Below are 19451 nucleotides of genomic sequence, written 5' to 3' on the forward strand. Positions count from 1 at the left end.
GCCCGCCGGAATGTGAGGCCCTACCTGATGTCCTTCACCGAGGACGGTCCCAACTGCTTGGCGCTGGCGTACTCCGGCATCGTCATGGGCTTGTCGAACAGGAAGAACGACTGGTTCGTGCCGACCGTGAACTCCATGTACGCGTTCGTCGTGGCGTCGAAGCCGTAGTAGGCGTTGCAGGTGGAGCCCGATGTGTACACGCCGTCCATGCCGGGCTGCGCGAGCACCGCGACGCCGCTGTCGCTGGACTCCACCTTCTCCGTCGGAGTGAGCATCTTGCAGCGCGGCACCGGCAGGCCCTTCATGATGAAGTACCCGTACTCACCCTTGGCGTTCTGGATGTAGACGTACGAGAGCTTGCCGCGCTGCCCCCACGTCTTGATCCACTGGTTGATCGCCTCGCGGGTCGGCGAGTACTCCATGCGGCCCGCCGGCTGCTGGGCCACGAGGTGGTCGTAGTTGTCCTGCTTGCGCTTGTTCTCCTTGTCCTGGCTGGAGTCGGTGCAGGAGGTCAGAGCGAGGCCCACGACGAGCGCGATGACGGCGGCCAGGGCCATGCGTACGGACTTCTTCATGCGGTGCTGCCCTCTTCCCTGGATGCGACGGGGATCAGTTGGTGCACGTCGTGCGCTCGGCGGAGACATCCAGCCGGTACGGCAGGTCCTTGTCGTGGAAGGGCGCGCGGTGCTCCTGGGCGGCCTTCGAGTTGTAGTCGTTGACCGACTCGAGCCGGCTGACCTTCAGCGCGGTGATCGACTGGTCGATCTGCGTCCTGCGCGTCGGTGAAGCCGACTCGCGCTCCTCCTGGAGCACCCGGATCGTCCCTTCGGCGTTCTGCGCGGCCTCGCACAGATCGAAGAACTCCTCGTACGTCGTCTGCCTGAAGTCGCCCGAGGCGACGGTGTTCTCGCGCTTCTCGACCTCACCGCGGAACGGAGCGGTGATCCACGCGGCACTGCCGAACGCGAACGCCCCGATCACGTACAGCACCGCCAGCCCGATCACCCCGGCGACCGACCAGACCCCTAACCGTGCCCCTTCGCGTACCCCCCACATGGCCATCCCCCTTCGCGGGCGGTTCCGCGCCGGAACCGCCTTCCGCTGGAGAGGACATGACACCCGGGCGAAACGGTTCCCCGACCGGACGGCCCCCGTTGACCACCCCTTTCCCTCCCCCGTCCGGAAATTGACCCGGACATGGCCTGTTCCTGGTTCCTGGCGCACGGTCGGCCGAGAAGCATCTACGCGTGTAGTGCCACCGCACGGCAGATCCCTCGGACGCGCATCCCGCAGACGCTTCGCCCCCGTTGACTCCGTCCCTCATCACCAGGAGCCCTTCCATGCCCGTCAGTCCCCTGAACCGCCGGGAGTTCGTGAAGAAGTCGGCCGTCACCGGGGCGGCCGTCGCCGCCGCCGGGGCCGTGGCCGCGGCGCCCGCCGAGGCGGCCGACCGCACGCCGCACAAGCCCCACAAGGCGCCGAAGACCTGGTCGTTCTCGATCCTGGGCACCACCGACCTGCACAGCCACGTCTTCGACTGGGACTACTACCTGGACAAGGCCTACTCGGACGCCAAGGGCAACTCCGTCGGCGTCGCCCGGGTCGCGACCCTCGTCAAGCAGGAGCGCGCGGCGAAGGGCGAGGGGCACGTGCTGCTCGTCGACGCCGGCGACATCATCCAAGGCACCTCGCTGGCCTACTACTTCGCCCGCGTCGACCCGATCACCGGGACGGCCGGCAAGAGAGGCCCCAAGCACCCGATGGCCACGGCCATGAACCACATGCGCTACGACGCCGCCGCCCTCGGCAACCACGAGTTCAACTACGGCATCGACGTGCTGCGCAAGTTCGAGAGCCAGTGCCGCTTCCCGCTGCTGGGCGCCAACGCGCTGGACGCCAAGACCCTGCGGCCCGCGTTCGCGCCGTACACGGTGAAGAAGATCCGGGTCCCCGGCGCCCCGGACATCAAGGTCGGCATCCTCGGCCTCACCAACCCGGGCATCGCGATCTGGGACAAGGACAACGTCAGCGGCAGGATGGTCTTCCCCGGCCTGGTGGAGCAGGCGAAGAAGTACGTGCCCCGGCTGCGCGCCCTCGGCTGCGACGTCGTGTTCCTCACCGACCACTCCGGCCTCGACGGCTCCTCGTCCTACGGCGACCAACTCCCGTACGTGGAGAACGCGTCGAACCTCGTCGCCGAGCAGGTCCCCGGCATCGACGCGATCCTCGTCGGCCACACGCACGTCGAGGTGTCGTCGTACACCGTCAAGAACGAGAAGACCGGCGAGGACGTGCTCCTCTCGGAGCCGTACTGCTGGGGTTACCGGCTGAGCGTCTTCGACTTCGAGGTCGAGCTGGAGCACGGCCGTTGGAAGGTCACGAAGAAGACCGCGCAGACCCTCAACCCCAACACCGTGGACGAGGACCCGGAGATCCGCGAACTCCTCGAAGCCGACCACGAGTTGGTCGTGAAGTACGTCAACACGGCCGTCGGCACGTGTACCGAGGACCTCTCGGCGGCGGAGTCCTGCTGGAAGGACGTCCCGATCATGGACTTCATCCACGAGGTCCAGACGCAGACGGTGAAGGCGGGCCTGTCCGCGGCGGACGCGGCCCTCCCGCTGATCTCGGTCGCCGCGCCCTTCTCGCGCACCGCCGACATCCCGGCCGGCAACGTCACCATCAAGGACATCGCCGGGCTCTACATCTACGACAACACCCTGTACGGCAAGAAGCTCACGGGCGCCCAGCTCAAGGACTACCTGGAGTACGCGGCCAAGTACTACTACCAGGTGCCGGCCGGCACGAAGGTGGACACGGCGACCCTGACGAACGCCAACAGCTTCTGGGACTACATGTACGACACGGCGGCCGGTGTCTCCTACGACATCGACATCGCCCAGCCGGAGGGCTCCCGCATCAAGAACCTGGCCTACGACGGCACGGCCGTCACCGACGACCAGGTCTTCGTCGTCGCCGTCAACAACTACCGCGCCAACGGCGGTTCGGGCTATCCGCACATCGCCGCCGCCGACATCGCGTACAGCTCCACCAACGAGATCCGCCAGCTGATGATCGACTACGTCGTCGGCAAGGGCGAGTTGAACCCGGCGGACTTCGCGGCGACCAACTGGAAACTGACGCAGGCGGGAACCTCCGTCTTCTAGACGCTCCCGACCGCTCCCCGACCCGGGCCTCGCCGGAGACGGTGTTGCCCGGGGCGTCGGGGCTCGGGAGCCGCCAGGAACCGTGTTGCCCGGGTCGATGACCTGGTTAGGGTCGGGCGGGTGACTGCCGGGTCGGCCTTGGGCCATTCACGAGTGAGGCTCCCGGCCTCGGCATGAGCCCGAGGCGGGCCAGAGGCCCGCCCTTCTCTCCGCGTCTTCGCTTCGGCGCCCGCGTACGGCGCCCTCACCCCAGCGGATCCCAAGACCCGGAGAGCCACCACCGATGTCGTACGACCAGCAGTACCCGCACGAATCCGAGCTGTCGACGACCACCGTCCAGCTCAACCACACCGCCGTCTACGCCGGCGACCGGCAGCTGTCGGCCGAGTTCATCGCCGTGATCCTGGGGCTGGAGGTCGGTGCCCCGTTCGGGCCGTTCCTGCCCGTCGACCTCGGCAACGGCGTGACGCTCGACTACTACGAGAAGCGGGACGAGCCGATCCAGTCGCAGCACTACGCGTTCCTCGTGCCCGACGCGCGGTTCGACGCCATGATCGCCCGTCTGGAGGCGGTCGGGGTCACCCACTACGCCGACCCCGGCCACACCGAACCCGGCCGGATCAACCGGCTGTTCGGCGGTCGAGGCGCGTATTTCAAGGACCCGGACGGCCACAACATGGAGATCATGACCCGGCCGTACGCCCGCCCCTAGGGCCTGCGGGGAACACCGTCCGTCATCCCCGCGCGGTGAACGCCCCCGCATGCTCCCCCGCCCACTGCGCGAACGTCCGTGCCGGGCGGCCCAGGAGCTTCTCCACCGTGGGGAGCACCTCCGCGCCCCGGTCGCTGTTCAGGGTGCGGTGCATGATCGCGTCGACGACCTCGGGCGGGAAGCCGTAGCGGGACATGCCGGTGCGGGCCACGTCGTCCGGGAGGGGCCGCAGGCGCAGGGCGCGGCCCAGGGTCTCGCCGAGGATGCGGAGTTCCTCGGCGGGGGTCAGGGTCTGCGGGCCGCTCAACTCGTGGGTCGCGCCCGCGTGTTCGTCGGTCGTCAGGGCGAGGGCCGCGATCTCCGCCAGGTCGGCCGGGTCGACGCTCGCCGCGGGGCGGTCGGCGAAGGGGGTGGACACCTCGTCGCCGGCGCGGAGTTGGCCCGCCCACTGGAGGGCGTTCGACATGAAGCGGCCGGGCCGCAGCAGGGTCCAGGCGAAGCCGTACGACGGATCGGTGACCGCCGCCTCCGCCGCCGCGTGCCAGCGGGCGATCACGTCGGACCCGGCGCCGCCGTCCAGCACCGACAGCTTCACCACCCGGCGTACGCCCGCCCGGGCCGCCGCCTCGGCGAGCGCGCGGTCGTGGGTGGGACCGTCGGCCGCGCCGACGCCCTGCGCCGACATCAGGAAGGCCCCGGTGACACCCGTGAACGCCGCCGCCAGGCTCGCCGGGTCGTCCGCGTCGCCGTACACCGCCGTCGCACCCTCGGGCAGCCGGGCCTCGGCCGGGCGGCGCGTCATCGCCCGTACCGGCTCGCCCGCGGCCGTCAGCCGCCGTACCAGCTCGCTCCCCACATGGCCCGTCGCTCCGGTCACCAGGATCATCGCCGTCTCCCCTTCGCTCGCGCTTTTCCTCAGCGTGCTCGGGCCGGAAGGCGAGGTCATCGGACGGCGGGAGGCATCGCCGGGTCTCCCCGTGGAGTACGGGCGGGACGAGACCGGTCAATCCTTACATTTCAGGCATAGGCTGGAACCGTACGCGTGCGAGCGCCGGCAGAAGAAGGTGAGTGCTATGCGCGTGTTGTTGAAAGCCTCGCTCAACACCGAGAAGGCCAACGAGATCATCCGAAGCGGCAAGATGCCCCAGCTGATGCAGGAAGCCCTGGACAACATCAAGCCGGAGGCGGCCTACTTCACCGTCGACGGCGGTGTCCGTACGGCCTTCCTGTTCTTCGACATGCAGGACAGCTCGCAGATGCCCGCGCTCGGTGAGCCCTTCTTCCTGGACATGGACGCCAAGATCGAGTTGACGCCCGTGATGAACGGCGAGGACCTGCAGAAGGGACTGTCCCAACTGCGCTAGCTGAAGACGATCATCGACCCCTGCGCCAGACTCCGGGTCGCCGCCGCGTGCAGGCCGAGCCAGACATGACGTTCCCGGGAGAAGGGGCTGGGGTCGTACGGAGGCGGTACGGCAGGCTCTTCCAACCCGGTGGGCGCCCGCGGCGGTTCGGGGGGCGTCGGCGGGTTGGCGGGGTCGATGCCGATCGACGGGGCGACGAATTCCAGTTCGCGCAGCAGCGCCTGCGCGGAGCCCAGCGGGCCGCCGCCGGCGAGGAGTTCGTCGTTGGAGAGCGGATGGGGGAAGTCCACGGGCACGTACGCGCCCGCGTGGTCGTAGTGCCAGACCAGGTGCGACTGCTGGGCCGTCGTCTCGAACATCTCCAGCAACTGCTCGTAGTCGCCGCCCAGTTCGTCGACCGGCGTCACCGGCAGCTGGCACAGCTGCAACAGGTACACACGGCGCAGGAAGTGCAGCGCGTCGTAGTCGAAGCCAGCCACCGGGGCGACGTCGCCGGACAGGCCCGGCATGTACTGGTACACCGGGACCGGCGGGAGCCCGGCGTCGGCCAGCGCCTTGTTGAACTGCGCGAGTTCCTCGGCGAACGGATTGTCGGGGGTGTGGCACAACACGTCGACGAGTGGGACCAGCCACAGGTCACAGGCCAAAGGTCGCTCCTAGTGCGGATCGGTCAGTCAGGGAAGGGTAATCGGTGAGGGGCTCAGCCAGCCCCCTCCTGACTGTTCTTCCCTCTCCACTGGCCGGATCCCCTCCCGGGGCCCGTCGTTCGGAACGGCCCCGGACGCAGTCGGGTCAGTCCTCGGCCAGGCGCTCGATCAGCGCGAGCGAGTGCGTGTTGTACGCGGCGACGATCTTGTGGGCCGTGCTGATGTCCAGCAGCGCCAGGGCGTCGACCAGATCGGTGTGGTCGGACCACAGCCGGCCGCGCAGCTCGGTCAGCCGGCGCAGGTGCTGCACCACGCACACCCAGGACTGGACCCGCAGCCGGTGCAGGAAGTCCGTCAGGTACGGATTGCCGAAGAGGATGCCCAGCTCGCGCCAGAACCGCAGGTCGTAGCCGATCAGCACGGTGACGTCACCGGCGAGCGCGGACCGCTGCGCCTCCTCGCCGCGCCTGCGCACCCCGGCGAGGGCGAGGGCCCGGCGCGGATCCTCACCCGGCCGCATGAGCTCGTGGCCGGCGTGCAGGGCGTGGAACATGCCGTCGGTGACCAGGCTGCGGGCCTCGACGATGCCCCGGTAGTCGGCGAAGGAGTACTCGTGGACGTGGAAGCCGCGGTGCTGGTCCGCGTCCAGGAGCCCCTGCGCGGACAGGTCGACCAGCGCCTCGCGCACCGGCGTCGCGGAGACGCCGTACTGCTCGGCGATCTCCTTGACCGTGAACTCCTGACCCGGCTGCAGCCGTCCGGCCAGCACCTCGTCGCGAAGCGCGTCGGCGATCTGCTGTCGCAGGGTGCTGCGGGTGACGGCGCCGCTGCTGCCGGGCATGTGTCGGACGTCTCCTCGTCGCGTCGGATGGCGTGCTCGTACACATCACTACGAGCAAGCCACCCTACGCGTTCGGATTCGCCGTGTTGACCCGCGTAACAGCGCACGATCGGAGTCGCCGCCGATGCGTCCGCTGTGACTACTTTGTGTACTCGTCCGCCACACCGAGCGCCGCGTCCAGCGCCGCGAAGCCCTCCTTCAGCTCGGCCTCGGTCACGTTGCACGGCGGCACGACATGGGTGCGGTTCATGTTGATGAACGGCCAGATGCCGTGCTTCTTGGCGGCGGCCCCGAAGGCGGCCATCGGCGCGTTCGCCTCACCGGCCGCGTTGTACGGCACCAGCGGCTCACGCGTCTCACGGTCCCTGACCAGCTCCAGCGCCCAGAACATGCCGGTGCCGCGCACCTCGCCGACGCTCGGGTGCCGCTCGGCGAGCGCCCGCAGGGCCGGCTCGACGACCGTCGAACCCAGGGTCTTGGCGTTCTCGACGACCCCCTCCTCCGCCATGACATTGATCGTCGCGACGGCGGCGGCGCAGGCCAGCGGGTGCCCGGAGTACGTCAGACCGCCGGGGTAGGGCCGCTTCGCGAAGGTCTCGGCGATCGCGCCGGAGATGGCGACCCCGCCCAGCGGCACATAACCGCTGTTCACGCCCTTGGCGAAGGTCAGCAGGTCGGGGGTGACGTCGAACAGGTCGGCCGCGAACCACTCACCGGTCCGCCCGAACCCGGCCATCACCTCGTCCAGCACGAACACGATCCCGTACTTGTCGCAGATCTCCCGGACCCCGGCGAGATAGCCCGCCGGCGGCACCATGATCCCGGCCGTCCCCGGGATCGTCTCCAGGACGATCGCGGCGACGGTGGCGGGCCCCTCGAAGGCGATCGTCGTCTCCAGGTGCTCGAGCGCCCGCGCGCACTCCTGCTCCTCGGTCTCCGCGTAGAAGCGGGAGCGGTACAGGAAGGGCGCCCAGAAGTGCACGACACCGGCGGCGGCCCCGTCGGAGGCCCAGCGCCGGGGATCACCGGTGAGGTTGATCGCCTGCTGGGTACCACCGTGGTACGAGCGGTACGCCGACAGCACCTTCGGGCGGCCGGTGTGCAGCCGGGCCATCCGCGTCGCGTGCTCGATGGCGTCGGCGCCACCGTTGGTGAAGAAGATCTTGTCCAGGTCCCCCGGGGTCCGCTCGGCGATCAGCCGGGCCGCCTCCGAGCGGGCCTCGATCGCGAAGGCGGGCGCGAACGTGGTCAGGCGTGCGGCCTGTTCCTGGATCGCGGCGACGACCTTCGGGTGCTGGTAGCCGATGTTCGTGTAGACGAGCCCGCTGGTGAAGTCCAGATACCGGTGGCCGTCGTAGTCCCAGAAGTACGACCCCTCCGCGCCGGCCACGGCGAGCGGGTCGATGAGCTCCTGCGCGGACCAGGAGTGGAACACGTGCGCACGGTCCGCGGCCTTCACGGCGGCGCCGACCTCGGGATCTGTCTGAGGGGTCATGCGGGTGAGGGTAGGTGTCCGCGATACGGACGCGACATCGGCGTCCTGTCTGCGGTCGCGCCCGTCCCTTGGACAGGTTGTCGAAGGGACGGGCGCGATGTCGCTTTCAGGGCTGCCGCCCTACAGGGGCCCCTTACCGGGGTCGCCTACAGGAACGAGTTGACCTCGATGGTCTCGGTGCGGCCCGGGCCGACCCCGATCGCCGAGATCGGCGCGCCGGACATCTCCTCCAGCGCCTTCACGTACGCCTGCGCGTTCTTGGGGAGGTCGGCGAAGGTCTTGGCCTTCGTGATGTCCTCCGACCAGCCCGGCAGGTTCTCGTAGATCGGCTTCGCGTGGTGGAAGTCGGTCTGCGAGTACGGGAGTTCCTCGACGCGCTTGCCGTCGATCTCGTAGGCCACGCAGACCGGGATCTGCTCCCAGCCGGTGAGGACGTCGAGCTTGGTCAGGAAGAAGTCCGTGAGGCCGTTGACCCGCGTCGCGTACCGCGCGATCACCGCGTCGAACCAGCCGCAGCGCCGGTCGCGGCCGGTGGTGACGCCCCGCTCGCCGCCGATGCGGCGCAGCGCGTCGCCGTCCTCGTCGAACAGCTCGGTCGGGAACGGGCCCGAGCCGACACGGGTCGTGTACGCCTTGAGGATGCCGATGACCCGGCTGATCTTCGTCGGGCCCACGCCGGCGCCGGTGCAGGCGCCGCCCGCGGTCGGGTTCGAGGAGGTGACGAAGGGGTACGTGCCGTGGTCGATGTCCAGGAGCGTGCCCTGGCCGCCCTCGAAGAGGACGACCTTGTCGGCCTCCAGGGCCTGGTTGAGGACCAGGACCGTGTCGGCGACGTACGGCTTGAGCCGGTCCGCGTAGCCCAGCAGTTCCTCGACTACCTGGCCGACCTCGATGGCGCGGCGGTTGAAGACCTTGGTCAGGAGCTGGTTCTTGCCGTCGAGGGCCGCCTCGACCTTCTGGGTGAGGATCGACTCGTCGTAGAGGTCCTGGACCCGGATGCCGACGCGGTTGATCTTGTCCGCGTAGGTCGGGCCGATGCCGCGGCCGGTCGTGCCGATCTTCCGCTTCCCGAGGAAGCGTTCCGTCACCTTGTCCACCGTCACGTTGTACGGCGTGATGATGTGCGCGTTTCCGCTGATGAGGAGCTTGGAGGTGTCGACGCCGCGGTCGTTCAGTCCGTTCAGCTCGGAGAACAGGACCGACGGGTCGACGACGACTCCGTTGCCGATGACAGGAGTACATCCGGGCGACAGAATTCCGGAAGGGAGCAGGTGCAGGGCGTACTTCTGATCGCCCACGACTACCGTGTGGCCGGCGTTGTTGCCGCCTTGGTAGCGCACCACGTAGTCGACGGATCCGCCGAGCAGGTCCGTCGCCTTCCCCTTGCCTTCGTCACCCCACTGAGCACCGAGCAGCACAAGTGCGGGCACGCGCGTACACCCCTTCCGGGCGGGGCATGTCCAAGGTCAGGGGCGCACGCGTACGGTTCACCGCCGTGTGCGCCGCGACCGTCTTCGGCCGCGAATTGCCGGACCCGGGTGCCCCGGAATAGACCAAGCCCCTGGCGCAATAGCGCAAGGGGCTCTTGCACAAAGATGCTACCCGAGGAAGCGAGGCAGGACCGAGGTGGCGACTTCCGCGACTTCCGAACAGCTGCTGGTGGTGATCGATCCGGTCGCCCGGCGGACGGACGGGGAGTCGGTACGCATCGCGAAGGACGTGCTCAGCGCGGGTGCCACCACGAAGGTGTGCCTGCCCGAAGGACCGGAGGAATTCGCCCGGGCACTGGCCCGCCGGGGCGCGCGGCGGCCGGTGGTGATCGGCGACGACCGGGCCCTGATCCGCGCGGTGGCCCTGCTGCACCGGCAGCGGGAGCTGGCCGGATGTGTGCTGTCGGTGGTGCCGGTGGGCAGCGCGCTGTCCCTGGCGGGGGCGCTGGGGGTGCCCACGGGGGCGGTCGCGGCGGCGCGGGCTGTGCTCGACGGGGTCGCGCGGCGGATGGATCTGCTGGTGGACGACAGTGACGGGGTGGTGCTCGGTGCGCTGCGGATCCCCCCGGTGTCCCTGCGGGAGGCCGCGCTGGAGGAGCCTCTGTCGGCCGCTCCCGGTGGCGGGGCCGGGCACGGCTCGTGGCTGCGGACGTGCCAGTCGCTGGTACGGACCCTGGTGCCGGCCCGGCCGGCCCGTGACTCCCGCGATCCGCTCGACGTCCTGCCCCGGCCCAGACCGGCCCGGCTGCGGATCGAGGTCGACGGGGTGATGCTGGTCGACCTCGATCAGCCGGTGGAGGGCATCTCGGTGACTCCGTGTGCTTCGGGTCTTGCCGAGGTGGAGGTGCGGCCGGCGTCGGTGGGGGCGGAGGCGTCTCCGGTGGTGGCGCGGGGGCGGCGGGTGACGGTGTCGGGGGCGGATTTCCGTTACCGGGCGGACGCGGTGGTGGCGGGGCCGGTGCGGACGCGGACGTGGGTGGTCCGGGAGGGGGCGTGGGGGCTTACGTTGCCGGGGTGACGGGGTGACGGGGTGACGGGGTGACGGATTGACGGGGTGGTTCGCGGGGCCGGCTACTCAAGGAGCGGCGTGTCCGTCTCGTCCTTCAGCCCCACCCCCGTCGATCCCAACTCCCTTGCCCTTCCCATCAATCCGGCCAGTTTTCCGGCCGCCATCTCGTACGACAGGCCCAGCGGCGGTCGGATGTTGGAGAGGCAGTTGCGGTCCGCGTCCGTCGTCAATCCCGGTGTGGGCCGGTACGTCAGGTACGCGCCGAGCGAATCCGCCGCGGACATGCCGGGGCGTTCGCCGATCAGGACGATCACCGCTTCCGCGCCCATCGCGGACGCGATGTCGTCGCCGAGGGCCACGCGGGACTGTTCGGCCAGCACCACCGGCGCGATGCGCCAGGCCGGGAGGCGGGTCACCGTCTCCCTCACCATCGCCGCCGCGTGCTCGTGCACCGCCCGGCTGGACAGGCCGTCCGCGATCACGAAGACCGCGTCCCAGTCGCCGGTGGGCAGATGGGCGCGGTCGGTGGGGTGCAACCGGCGGCCCAGGTCGGGGCGTTGGAGGTAGGTCAGGCGGTCGGCGGCCGCGCTGCGGACCCGTACCGTCTCCATGCCCGCCAGTCCCGCGGCGACCAGGTCCGGGTCGAACGGCGAGTGCACCGCGTCCCGGGCGGCGGCGTGCGCGGTCTGCAACTCGAGGCGGTGGCGGGTCGGGAGGGCGGTGCCGGCCCGGCCGAGGCCGATGCGGGCCTGGGTGCGCAGGCGCAGGGATGCCCACAAGTCGCCTGTTTCCAGAGCCAGTTGGTCGGTCATGCGGCCAGCTCCCGTCCGATCGCCGTCAAGGGGTGCGCTCCCGGCGCGGCCGTGATCGCGCCCCGCTCGTCCAGCAGTCCGATCGATCCCAGCCAGGCCTCGAACTCCGGTGCCGGGCGCAGTCCCAGCACCTCGCGCAGGTACAACGCGTCGTGGTACGAGGCCGATTGGTAGTTGAGCATGATGTCGTCGCCGCCCGGCGTGCAGATCACGAAGGAGGCGCCGGCCACGCCCAGCATGGTGAGCATCGTGGCGATGTCGTCGTCATCGGCGTCCGCGTGGTTGGTGTAGCAGATGTCCAGGCCCATGGGCAGGCCCAGCAGCTTGCCGCAGAAGTGGTCCTCCAGGGCCGCGCGGAGGATCTGGCGGCCGTCGTACAGGTACTCCGGGCCTATGAAGCCCACCACCGTGTTCACCAGGAGCGGGTCGTAGCGCCGGGCCACCGCGTACGCCCTTGCCTCCACCGTCTGTTGGTCCACCCCGTGGTGCGCGTCGGCGGACAGCGCGCTGCCCTGGCCGGTCTCGAAGTACATGACGTTCTGCCCGACCGTGCCCCGGCCGAGCTTGCGCGCCGCCTCGTAGGCCTCGTCGAGCAGGCCGAGGGTGACGCCGAAGGACGCGTTCGCCGCCTGCGTACCGGCGATGGACTGGAAGACGAGATCGACGGGTGCCCCGCGCTCCATCAGATCCACGCTCGTCGTGACGTGGCACAGGACGCAGGACTGGGTCGGGATCGCGTACCGGCCGATCACTCCGTCCAACAGCTCCAGCAGGTCCCGTACCGCCTTCGGGCTGTCCGTCGCCGGGTTGATGCCGATCACCGCGTCGCCCGAGCCGAGCAGCAGGCCGTCGAGCAGGGCCGCTGCCACGCCCGCCGGGTCGTCGGTGGGGTGGTTGGGCTGGAGGCGGGTGGCGAGGCGTCCCGGCAGGCCGATCGTGGAGCGGAAGGCCGTCACCACCCGCACCTTGCGGGCGACCGCGACCAGGTCCGCGTTGCCCATCAGCTTCGACACCGCCGCCACCATCTCCGGCGTGAGCCCGGGCGAGACGGCGGCCAGCGCCGCCGCGTCCGCCGCCTCCGACAGCAGCCACTCCCGCAGCTCCCCGACCGTCAGCCCGGCCACCGGCGCGAAGGCGGCCGGGTCGTGGGTGTCGAGGATGAGCCGGGTGACGTCGTCGGTCTCGTACGGGATCAGCGGCTCGGTCAGGAAGGCCGCGAGCGGCACCTCGGCCAGCGCCCAGCGGGCGGCGACCCGTTCGCGGGCGCTGCCGGCGGCGAGTCCGGCGAGCCGGTCGCCGGAACGCTCGGGGCTCGCGGCGGCGAGGAGGCGGGCGAGCGAGTCGAAACGGTGGCGCTCGCCGCCGAGGGTGGAGGTGTAGGCGCTCATGCCGGTGACCGTACGAGCCCCTTGTTGCGGCCAGATTTCTAAAGGTCTGGTTGACAAGTATTTAACGTCCCGACACCCTTGACCGACTCATTCGGGCGACAGAGTTCCGGTCCAGTACACCAGCGGACGACCAGGAGAGGGGCCACCCCGATGGCAGTGGACGAGGGAGTCGCCCCGGCGGCGAAGACGGACGAGGAAGGGACCGTTCACCGGCTCAAGCCGAACGCGATCGGCCTGCTGGGTGTGGTCTTCATGGCCGTCGCGACCGCCGCGCCGATCACCGCGATGACCGGCAACGTGCCCTTCATGGTGTCGTCCGGCAACGGCATCGGCGCCCCGGCGAGCTACCTTGTCGCAATGGTCGTCCTGGCAATCTTTTCCGTCGGCTTCACCTCGATGGCGAAGCACATCACGTCGACGGGCGCGTTCTACGGCTTCATCTCGTACGGCCTGGGCCGGACCGTGGGCCTTGCGTCGGGCCTCCTCGCCACCTTCGCGTACGTCGTGTTCGAGCCGGCGCTGATCGGCATCTTCTCGACCTTCGCCACCGGAACCCTCAAGGACCAGACGGGACTTGACATCCCCTGGTGGGCCTTCGCGATCGTCATGCTGGCCATCAACGCGACCGGCACCTGGTTCGGTGTCTCGGTCGCCGAGAAGCTGCTGATCGTGCTCCTCGGGACCGAGGTGACGATCCTGGCGGCGATGGCGATCTCGGTCGCCCTGCACGGCGGCGGCCCGGACGGCTTCAGCCTCGACCCGGTCAACCCGGTCAACGCGTTCAAGGGCACCAGCGCGGGGCTCGGCCTCTTCTTCGCCTTCTGGTCGTGGGTCGGCTTCGAGTCGACGGCGATGTACGGCGAGGAGTCCCGCAACCCGAAGAAGATCATCCCCAAGGCGACGATGATCTCCGTCCTGGGCGTCGGCGTCTTCTACGTATTCGTCTCCTGGATGGCCATCTCCGGCACGGGCGAGGCGAACGCCGTGAAGGTCGCCACCGACAACCCCCTCGCGCTCTTCTTCAACCCCACCGAGCGCTACGTCGGGCACTGGGCCGTCGACGTCATGCAGTGGCTGATGATCACCGGCTCGCTCGCCTGCGGCATGGCCTTCCACAACTGCGCCAGCCGCTACATGTACGCGCTCGGCCGCGAGGGCGTCCTGCCCTCCCTGAAGAACACCATCGGCCGCACCCACGCCCGGCACGGCTCCCCGCACATCGCGGGCCTGGTGCAGACGGTCGTCTCCGCCGTACTGATCGGGGCGTTCTGGGTCGCGGGCAAGGACCCGTACAACGCGCTCTACGTGCTGCTGGCCATCCTCGGCACGATGGCGATCCTGGTGGTGCAGGCGGTCTGCTCGTTCGCCGTCCTGGCCTACTTCCGCAAGAACCACCCCGAGAGCCGGCACTGGTTCAGGACGTTCACCGCCCCGCTCGTCGGCGGCATCGCGATGCTCGCGGTGGTCGTGCTGCTGGTGTCCAACATGGGCGTCGCGGCGGGCGCGGAATCCGGCTCCCTGGTCCTGAAGGCGACACCCTGGCTGGTCGCCCTGGTCGCGGCGACGGGCATCGGCTACGCCCAGTACCTGAAGCACCGCGCACCCGAGCGGTACGCGCTCCTGGGGCGGACGGTGCTGGAGGAGACGAAGGAGCGGTAGAGGTGGGCGGGCGGTGACCGGCCGGCGGCGGCGGAATGGTGAACTGCCGGACAACCATTGGTGTTCCCCGTGTGTCTCACGTGGCGTGGCGGGAGCGATGGTCGCTTCGCCGAGGGGAGCCACCGATGTCCAACCGCCGGTACCGACTGGGGGCCGCGCTCGCGGTCTTCGCGGCCTCGATCGCCGCCTGGCTGCCCGTCACGTCCGCCCAGGCGGCCGACGCCGACGGCCCGGTCGTACGCATCCATGTCCAGGACGACAACCTGGGACTGCCCCTGCCGCCGACGGACGACCCGCCGCAGGTGAACTGGGGCCTGGACAACGACGGTCCGGGCACCGCGAAGGACGTCACCGTCAAGGCGGACCTGAGTGACGTCATCGACTGGGTCACCCCGGACGCGACCGTACCCGCCGACCACATCTACACCTGGCCCACCCGTGACGTCGCCGAAGGCCCGGGGGACGGCTCGCTCATCGGCCTGAGCGCCAAGCCCGGCACCCCGCTCGGCACCACGGGCACGGTGACCCTCAGCGGTACGTCCACCAACGGCACCGTGGTCCCGGTCACCGTGAAGGTGACCGTGGGCACCAACGACCTGACGGTCAACCAGCTCAAGACCCGCAAGGGCGACAAGCCCGGGTCCACGATCGACACCCCGATCACGATCAGCAACGTCGGCACCCTGCCGTCGAACGGCGTCCAGCTGCGGATGCGCACGACCATCGGGCTCGGATACGCGGAGCACTTCTCCAACTGCGTGTACTCCAAGGAGAGTCCGGACCCCTACGGCCTGACCGAGCAGGCGCTGTGCACGTTCGACACGGTCGTCGAGCCCGGCAAGAGCTACCGGCTGGACCAGCCGGTCGGCCTGGACGTGACCGAGCAGGCCCTGTTCGACTACTTCAGCCATGAGGCCCTGCCCCTGTCGGGTCCCGGCTCCTCCGCGCGGTCGGCGAACGGTCCCGTGCTCTCCCTCGTCCCCGCCGGAGCCGCCGCCACCGACGGCGTCGACATCGACCGGCAGCACATCGACGCCGACAACACCGCCGACATGGTCGCGGACGGCGACAGCGTCAAGGGCGAGCACGGCGACCTGGTGCACGTGACCATGTCGCTCACCAACGAGGGCCCGGGCTGGGTCGGTTACAACACCAGCGACGACCAGCCGGCGCTCATGTTCACCGTCCCCACCGGCGCCAAGGCGGTGGAGATCCCCGAGCACTGCAGCGTGTGGCACATCGACGGCCCCTCCGGAGAACAGACGCCGGGCGCACCGAAGTACATCTGCCAGTCGAGTCCGAGCGAGTTCACCGTCGGGGACTCCCGCACCTTCGAGTTCGGCCTGCGGATCCGCGCGAACGCCAAGACCACCACCGGTGAGGCCAAGGCGATGACGGTCTACGGCAACGTCATGGCGTTCGACGACAACCACGCCGACGACACCTCGGCCGTCACCGTCGAGGTCGAGGGCACCGACAGCACCGCGACACCCAGCCCCTCGGCGTCCCCCACGTCCGGGACCGGCACCGGCGGCAACGACCCCAGCACGCAGACGGTCTCCTCCGACGGCACCGGCTCCCTCGCCTCCACCGGCAGCAGCGGCACCGTGCGCGTGGCCGCCGCCTGGGGCGCGGGCGCGCTGTTGCTGGGCGGCGGGCTCGTCGTCATCGCGAGGCGCAGGAAGGCGTAGGCAGGCAGTCGTACGCAGGTAGTCCTGAGCAACAACTCGTCAGAGGATCAGGGGTCTTCGGCGGGGCGTCGGCCCTCGCCGAAGACCTGGTCACGATGGACGCGCCAACGGTCCATCATCAGCGCGATCTCACCGTCGATGAACTCGAAGAAGGCCTGGGTCTCGGCGAGTCGGCGTCCTGCGGGCGAATCCGCCCCGAGGTTCTCGACGCCCTCGCGCAGCGCGACCGCCCAGCGCTTGAGGATCGCCTCCCGGCTGGTCAGCGCCTCGTACCACTGGTCGCTGTGCACCCGGTAGCGCTCGCGCCGTGAACCGGGTTCCCGCTCGCGCGCGACCATGTGCGTCTGGGACAGATAGCGCACCGCCCCGGAGACCGCCGCCGGACTGATCCGCAGCCGCTCGCCCAGCTCGGCCGAGGTCAGCACGCCCTCGTCGGACGCGAGGAGCGCGGCGAAGACCCGGGCCGGCATCCGCTGCATCCCGGCCTCGACCAGCTGCGCCGCGAAGCCCTCCACGAACTTCGAGACCGCCTCCGGGTCCCTGGCCTCCCGGTTCCTGCCCGTCTGTTCCGTCATGGTCACCACCTTAACCGGGCTTCATACACTTCCTTAACTTCACAAATTTCTGAAAGAAGCGTACGTTCTGAACCATGACGAAGGCAATCACGGCCGTCGGGCTCCACAAGTCCTTCGGCCGCACCCACGCCTTGGACGGCCTCGACCTGGACGTCGAAACCGGCGAGGTGCACGGCTTCCTCGGCCCCAACGGCGCGGGCAAGTCCACCACCATCCGGGTCCTGCTCGGCCTGCTGCGCGCCGACTCGGGCGCCGCGCAGGTCCTGGGCCGCGACCCGTGGGCGGACGCCGTGGAGATCCACCGCCGGATCGCGTACGTCCCCGGTGACGTGACCCTGTGGCGCAACCTCTCCGGGGGTGAGGTCATCGACCTCTACGGCCGGTTGCGCGGCGGTCTCGACACCGGGCGGCGCGCCGAACTGATCGACCGCTTCGAGCTGGACCCCACCAAGAAGGGCCGCACCTACTCCAAGGGCAACCGGCAGAAGGTGGCCCTGGTGGCCGCGTTCGCCTCGGACGTCGACCTGTTGATCCTGGACGAACCGACCTCCGGCCTGGACCCGTTGATGGAGGAGGTCTTCCAGCGCTGCGTGGAGGAGGAGCGGGACCGGGGCCGCACGATCCTCCTGTCCTCCCACATCCTCAGCGAGGTCGAGGAGTTGTGCGACCGCGTGAGCATCATCCGCAGCGGCCGCACGGTGGAGAGCGGTTCGCTCGCCGACCTGCGCCATCTCACCCGGACCAGCGTGACGGCCGAACTCGCGGGCGAGCCGAACGGGTTGGCCGGACTGCCCGGCGTGCACGACCTCGACGTCCAGGGAAAGCGGGTCCGGCTCCAGGTCGACAACGACGAACTCGACGCCGTACTGCGGTCGTTGACCACGTCGGGGGTCCGCTCGCTGACCTCGACGCCGCCGACCCTGGAGGAGCTGTTCCTGCGGCACTACCAGGACGCCGATGTCGAAGAGGTGGCGGCCCGATGACGACGTTCACGGGCACGGGGGTGCTGCTGCGCTTCTCCCTGCGCCGGGACCGGGTGATGATCCCGGTGTGGGTGGCGGTGAACACGCTGATGGTGCTGTCCATCCCCGGCACCCTCAAGAGCACGTACGCCACCGCCGCCGACCGTGCCGACCTGCTCCACCAGGTCGCCACCAACTCCTCCTTCCGCGCGCTGATCGGCCCGGTCTTCGACGACTCCCTCGGCGCTCTCACGGCCTGGCGCGTCGGCGTCTACGCGGGGGCGCTCGCCGGTGTCACGGCGCTCCTGGTCGTCGTACGCCACACCCGTGACGAGGAGGAGAGCGGGCGGCAGGAGCTGATCGCCTCCGGCGCGGTGGGCCGCAGGGCCTCGCTGACGGCGGCGCTGCTCGCGGCGGCGGTCGCAAGTGCCGTACTGGGACTGCTGGTTGCGGCGGGCCTGGCCGGTCAGGGCGCGGCCGGGGCGGTGGCCTTCGGCCTCGGTCTGGCGGGGGTGGGCATGGTCTTCGCCACGATGGCGGCGATCGTGGCCCAGCTGACGGAGAGCGCGCGTCTGGCCCGGGGCCTGACGGCGGGTCTGCTGGGCACGGCCTTCGTCCTGCGCGCGGCGGGCGACGCGGCCTCGACTGGGGGCACCTCCCAGGCTTTCGGCACTGGGGGAGGCTCGTCCGCGCTCACCTGGCTGTCTCCCCTGGGCTGGCTGGAGAATCTGCGCCCCTTCGCGGCCGAACGCTGGTGGGTGCTGGGCCTGTTCGCGGCGGCGGTCGCGCTCCAGGGCGCGGTGGCCTACGGGTTGGCGGGCCGCAGGGACGTGGGCATGAGCTTCCTGCCGACCCGCCCGGGCCCGCCGACCGGCTCTCTCGGCACGGCGGCCGCCCTGGCCTGGCGCCTCCAACGCGGCGCCGTCCTCGGCTGGTCGATCGGTTTCTTCCTGGCCGGGGTGGTCTACGGCGGCCTCACCGACGGCGTGGCCGACCTGGTCGGCGACAACAAGCAGGCCCGCGAGATCTTCGAGCGGATGGGTGGCCGGAGCGGCATCACGGACGCGTTCCTCGCGTCGATGACGGGCATGCTGGGCCTGGTGGCCGCCCTCTACATCGTGGCCTCCGTCCTGCGCCTGCACGGCGAGGAGACCTCGGGCCGCGCGGAACCCCTCCTGGCGAACGCGGTCGGCCGCCTGCGCTGGGCCGCCGGCCATCTGGCGGTGGCCTTCGGCGGCTCGGTCCTGATCATGCTGCTGGCGGGGGCCGGTCTGGCGGCGGGCTACGGCAAGGAGGTCGGCCCGGTCCTGGGCGCGTGCGTCGTCCAGGTGGCGGGCGTGTGGGTGATCGGCGGCTTGACGGTCCTGCTGTACGGCCTCGCCCCCCGCCTCGCCCCCGCAGCCTGGGCAGTCGCCGGAGCGGTCCTCCTGATCGGCTGGGTCGGCCCGGCACTGGACGTGCCGCAGGGGGTCCTGGACATCTCCCCCTTCGGCCACCTCCCGAAGCTGCCGGGCGGGGAGATGGAGTGGGGCCCGGTGCTGGTCCTGCTGGGCATCGCGGCGGTGCTGGTGGGCGGGGGGCTGGCGGGGTTGCGACGCCGGGACATGACGACGTAGCCGTAAGGGCAGGGCGGGGGACG

Annotated in this window: 18 protein-coding genes; 8 read left to right on the forward strand and 10 right to left on the reverse strand. The window is 70.1% G+C overall.

Going from position 1 to position 19451, the window contains the following annotated elements; translation table 11 throughout:
• Window positions 1–20 precede the first annotated feature (20 nt).
• Window positions 21–575: a hypothetical protein gene (locus ACWD5F_RS17535; protein ID WP_401719219.1), complete on the reverse strand. Its 555-nt coding sequence runs from the start codon at window positions 573–575 to the stop codon at window positions 21–23.
• Between the two features lie 34 nt (window positions 576–609).
• Window positions 610–1056, reverse strand: a complete 447-nt coding sequence (locus ACWD5F_RS17540) for a hypothetical protein (RefSeq protein WP_451255225.1) — start codon at window positions 1054–1056, stop codon at window positions 610–612.
• 284 nt (window positions 1057–1340) lie between these two features.
• On the opposite strand from ACWD5F_RS17540, the gene ACWD5F_RS17545 reads away from it, so the two are divergent.
• Together ACWD5F_RS17545 and ACWD5F_RS17550 are read left to right on the forward strand one after the other, a co-directional pair.
• Entirely contained in the window at window positions 1341–3167 is a 1827-nt protein-coding gene (locus ACWD5F_RS17545; RefSeq protein ID WP_451255227.1) for a bifunctional metallophosphatase/5'-nucleotidase, read from the forward strand.
• A gap of 283 nt (window positions 3168–3450) precedes the next feature.
• Entirely contained in the window at window positions 3451–3879 is a 429-nt protein-coding gene (locus ACWD5F_RS17550) for a VOC family protein (protein WP_451255229.1), read from the forward strand.
• A gap of 22 nt (window positions 3880–3901) precedes the next feature.
• On the opposite strand, the gene ACWD5F_RS17555 is transcribed toward ACWD5F_RS17550, so the two are convergent.
• Window positions 3902–4765 carry an NmrA family NAD(P)-binding protein gene (locus ACWD5F_RS17555; RefSeq protein ID WP_451255231.1) on the reverse strand — a complete coding sequence of 288 codons (864 nt, stop codon included), beginning with the start codon at window positions 4763–4765 and terminating at the stop codon, window positions 3902–3904.
• Between the two features lie 187 nt (window positions 4766–4952).
• Between ACWD5F_RS17555 and ACWD5F_RS17560 the strand changes: the two genes are divergently transcribed.
• On the forward strand, window positions 4953–5243 hold the full coding sequence (locus tag ACWD5F_RS17560; RefSeq protein WP_401719233.1) for a hypothetical protein: 291 nt from the start codon (window positions 4953–4955) through the stop codon (window positions 5241–5243).
• Here ACWD5F_RS17560 and ACWD5F_RS17565 read toward each other — a convergent pair.
• The 4 genes from ACWD5F_RS17565 to ACWD5F_RS17580 form a co-directional block, all read right to left on the reverse strand.
• A complete protein-coding gene (locus tag ACWD5F_RS17565) occupies window positions 5240–5890 on the reverse strand; it encodes a hypothetical protein (protein ID WP_123998725.1) in 651 nt (216 codons plus the stop codon). The two genes, ACWD5F_RS17560 and ACWD5F_RS17565, sit on opposite strands and share 4 nt — an antisense overlap.
• A gap of 145 nt (window positions 5891–6035) precedes the next feature.
• Window positions 6036–6731 (reverse strand): GntR family transcriptional regulator, encoded by a 696-nt coding sequence (locus tag ACWD5F_RS17570; protein WP_451255233.1) that lies wholly within the window; start codon window positions 6729–6731, stop codon window positions 6036–6038.
• Between the two features lie 139 nt (window positions 6732–6870).
• On the reverse strand, window positions 6871–8226 hold the full coding sequence (locus ACWD5F_RS17575) for an aminotransferase class III-fold pyridoxal phosphate-dependent enzyme (RefSeq protein ID WP_451255235.1): 1356 nt from the start codon (window positions 8224–8226) through the stop codon (window positions 6871–6873).
• 146 nt (window positions 8227–8372) lie between these two features.
• Window positions 8373–9656, reverse strand: coding sequence for an adenylosuccinate synthase (locus ACWD5F_RS17580; RefSeq protein WP_401719242.1), 1284 nt, complete (start codon window positions 9654–9656; stop codon window positions 8373–8375).
• Window positions 9657–9852: 196 nt separating this feature from the next.
• Here ACWD5F_RS17580 and ACWD5F_RS17585 point away from each other — a divergent pair, with 196 nt between their 5' ends.
• Window positions 9853–10734, forward strand: a complete 882-nt coding sequence (locus ACWD5F_RS17585; protein ID WP_451255238.1) for a diacylglycerol kinase family protein — start codon at window positions 9853–9855, stop codon at window positions 10732–10734.
• A gap of 53 nt (window positions 10735–10787) precedes the next feature.
• On the opposite strand, the gene eutC is transcribed toward ACWD5F_RS17585, so the two are convergent.
• Together eutC and ACWD5F_RS17595 are read right to left on the reverse strand one after the other, a co-directional pair.
• On the reverse strand, window positions 10788–11537 hold the full coding sequence (eutC, locus tag ACWD5F_RS17590) for an ethanolamine ammonia-lyase subunit EutC (protein ID WP_451255240.1): 750 nt from the start codon (window positions 11535–11537) through the stop codon (window positions 10788–10790).
• Entirely contained in the window at window positions 11534–12925 is a 1392-nt protein-coding gene (locus ACWD5F_RS17595; protein ID WP_451255242.1) for an ethanolamine ammonia-lyase subunit EutB, read from the reverse strand. Before ACWD5F_RS17595 ends, eutC begins: the two co-directional genes overlap by 4 nt.
• A gap of 150 nt (window positions 12926–13075) precedes the next feature.
• On the opposite strand from ACWD5F_RS17595, the gene ACWD5F_RS17600 reads away from it, so the two are divergent.
• Window positions 13076–14584 (forward strand): APC family permease, encoded by a 1509-nt coding sequence (locus ACWD5F_RS17600; protein ID WP_401719254.1) that lies wholly within the window; start codon window positions 13076–13078, stop codon window positions 14582–14584.
• 125 nt (window positions 14585–14709) lie between these two features.
• The gene (locus ACWD5F_RS17605; RefSeq protein WP_451255244.1) at window positions 14710–16275 is read left to right on the forward strand and encodes a hypothetical protein; all 1566 of its coding nucleotides are present in this window, start codon (window positions 14710–14712) and stop codon (window positions 16273–16275) included.
• A gap of 47 nt (window positions 16276–16322) precedes the next feature.
• On the opposite strand, the gene ACWD5F_RS17610 is transcribed toward ACWD5F_RS17605, so the two are convergent.
• Window positions 16323–16850 carry a GbsR/MarR family transcriptional regulator gene (locus tag ACWD5F_RS17610; RefSeq protein ID WP_451255246.1) on the reverse strand — a complete coding sequence of 176 codons (528 nt, stop codon included), beginning with the start codon at window positions 16848–16850 and terminating at the stop codon, window positions 16323–16325.
• Window positions 16851–16924: 74 nt separating this feature from the next.
• On the opposite strand from ACWD5F_RS17610, the gene ACWD5F_RS17615 reads away from it, so the two are divergent.
• The gene (locus tag ACWD5F_RS17615; protein WP_451255248.1) at window positions 16925–17833 is read left to right on the forward strand and encodes an ABC transporter ATP-binding protein; all 909 of its coding nucleotides are present in this window, start codon (window positions 16925–16927) and stop codon (window positions 17831–17833) included.
• A complete protein-coding gene (locus ACWD5F_RS17620) occupies window positions 17830–19428 on the forward strand; it encodes an ABC transporter permease (RefSeq protein ID WP_451255250.1) in 1599 nt (532 codons plus the stop codon). Before ACWD5F_RS17615 ends, ACWD5F_RS17620 begins: the two co-directional genes overlap by 4 nt.
• The last annotated feature ends 23 nt before the right edge of the window (window positions 19429–19451 follow it).

It is taken from the genome of Streptomyces sp. NPDC002499, assembly GCF_053595415.1.

Coding starts and splice junctions, on each gene's coding strand:
- ACWD5F_RS17535 (WP_401719219.1), bottom strand. CDS start 575: ATGAAGAAGTCCGTACGCATGGCCCTGGCCGCCGTCATCGCGCTCGTC.
- ACWD5F_RS17540 (WP_451255225.1), bottom strand. CDS start 1,056: ATGTGGGGGGTACGCGAAGGGGCACGGTTAGGGGTCTGGTCGGTCGCC.
- ACWD5F_RS17545 (WP_451255227.1), top strand. CDS start 1,341: ATGCCCGTCAGTCCCCTGAACCGCCGGGAGTTCGTGAAGAAGTCGGCC.
- ACWD5F_RS17550 (WP_451255229.1), top strand. CDS start 3,451: ATGTCGTACGACCAGCAGTACCCGCACGAATCCGAGCTGTCGACGACC.
- ACWD5F_RS17555 (WP_451255231.1), bottom strand. CDS start 4,765: ATGATCCTGGTGACCGGAGCGACGGGCCATGTGGGGAGCGAGCTGGTA.
- ACWD5F_RS17560 (WP_401719233.1), top strand. CDS start 4,953: ATGCGCGTGTTGTTGAAAGCCTCGCTCAACACCGAGAAGGCCAACGAG.
- ACWD5F_RS17570 (WP_451255233.1), bottom strand. CDS start 6,731: ATGCCCGGCAGCAGCGGCGCCGTCACCCGCAGCACCCTGCGACAGCAG.
- ACWD5F_RS17575 (WP_451255235.1), bottom strand. CDS start 8,226: ATGACCCCTCAGACAGATCCCGAGGTCGGCGCCGCCGTGAAGGCCGCG.
- eutC (WP_451255240.1), bottom strand. CDS start 11,537: ATGACCGACCAACTGGCTCTGGAAACAGGCGACTTGTGGGCATCCCTG.
- ACWD5F_RS17595 (WP_451255242.1), bottom strand. CDS start 12,925: ATGAGCGCCTACACCTCCACCCTCGGCGGCGAGCGCCACCGTTTCGAC.
- ACWD5F_RS17600 (WP_401719254.1), top strand. CDS start 13,076: ATGGCAGTGGACGAGGGAGTCGCCCCGGCGGCGAAGACGGACGAGGAA.
- ACWD5F_RS17605 (WP_451255244.1), top strand. CDS start 14,710: ATGTCCAACCGCCGGTACCGACTGGGGGCCGCGCTCGCGGTCTTCGCG.
- ACWD5F_RS17610 (WP_451255246.1), bottom strand. CDS start 16,850: ATGACGGAACAGACGGGCAGGAACCGGGAGGCCAGGGACCCGGAGGCG.
- ACWD5F_RS17615 (WP_451255248.1), top strand. CDS start 16,925: ATGACGAAGGCAATCACGGCCGTCGGGCTCCACAAGTCCTTCGGCCGC.
- ACWD5F_RS17620 (WP_451255250.1), top strand. CDS start 17,830: ATGACGACGTTCACGGGCACGGGGGTGCTGCTGCGCTTCTCCCTGCGC.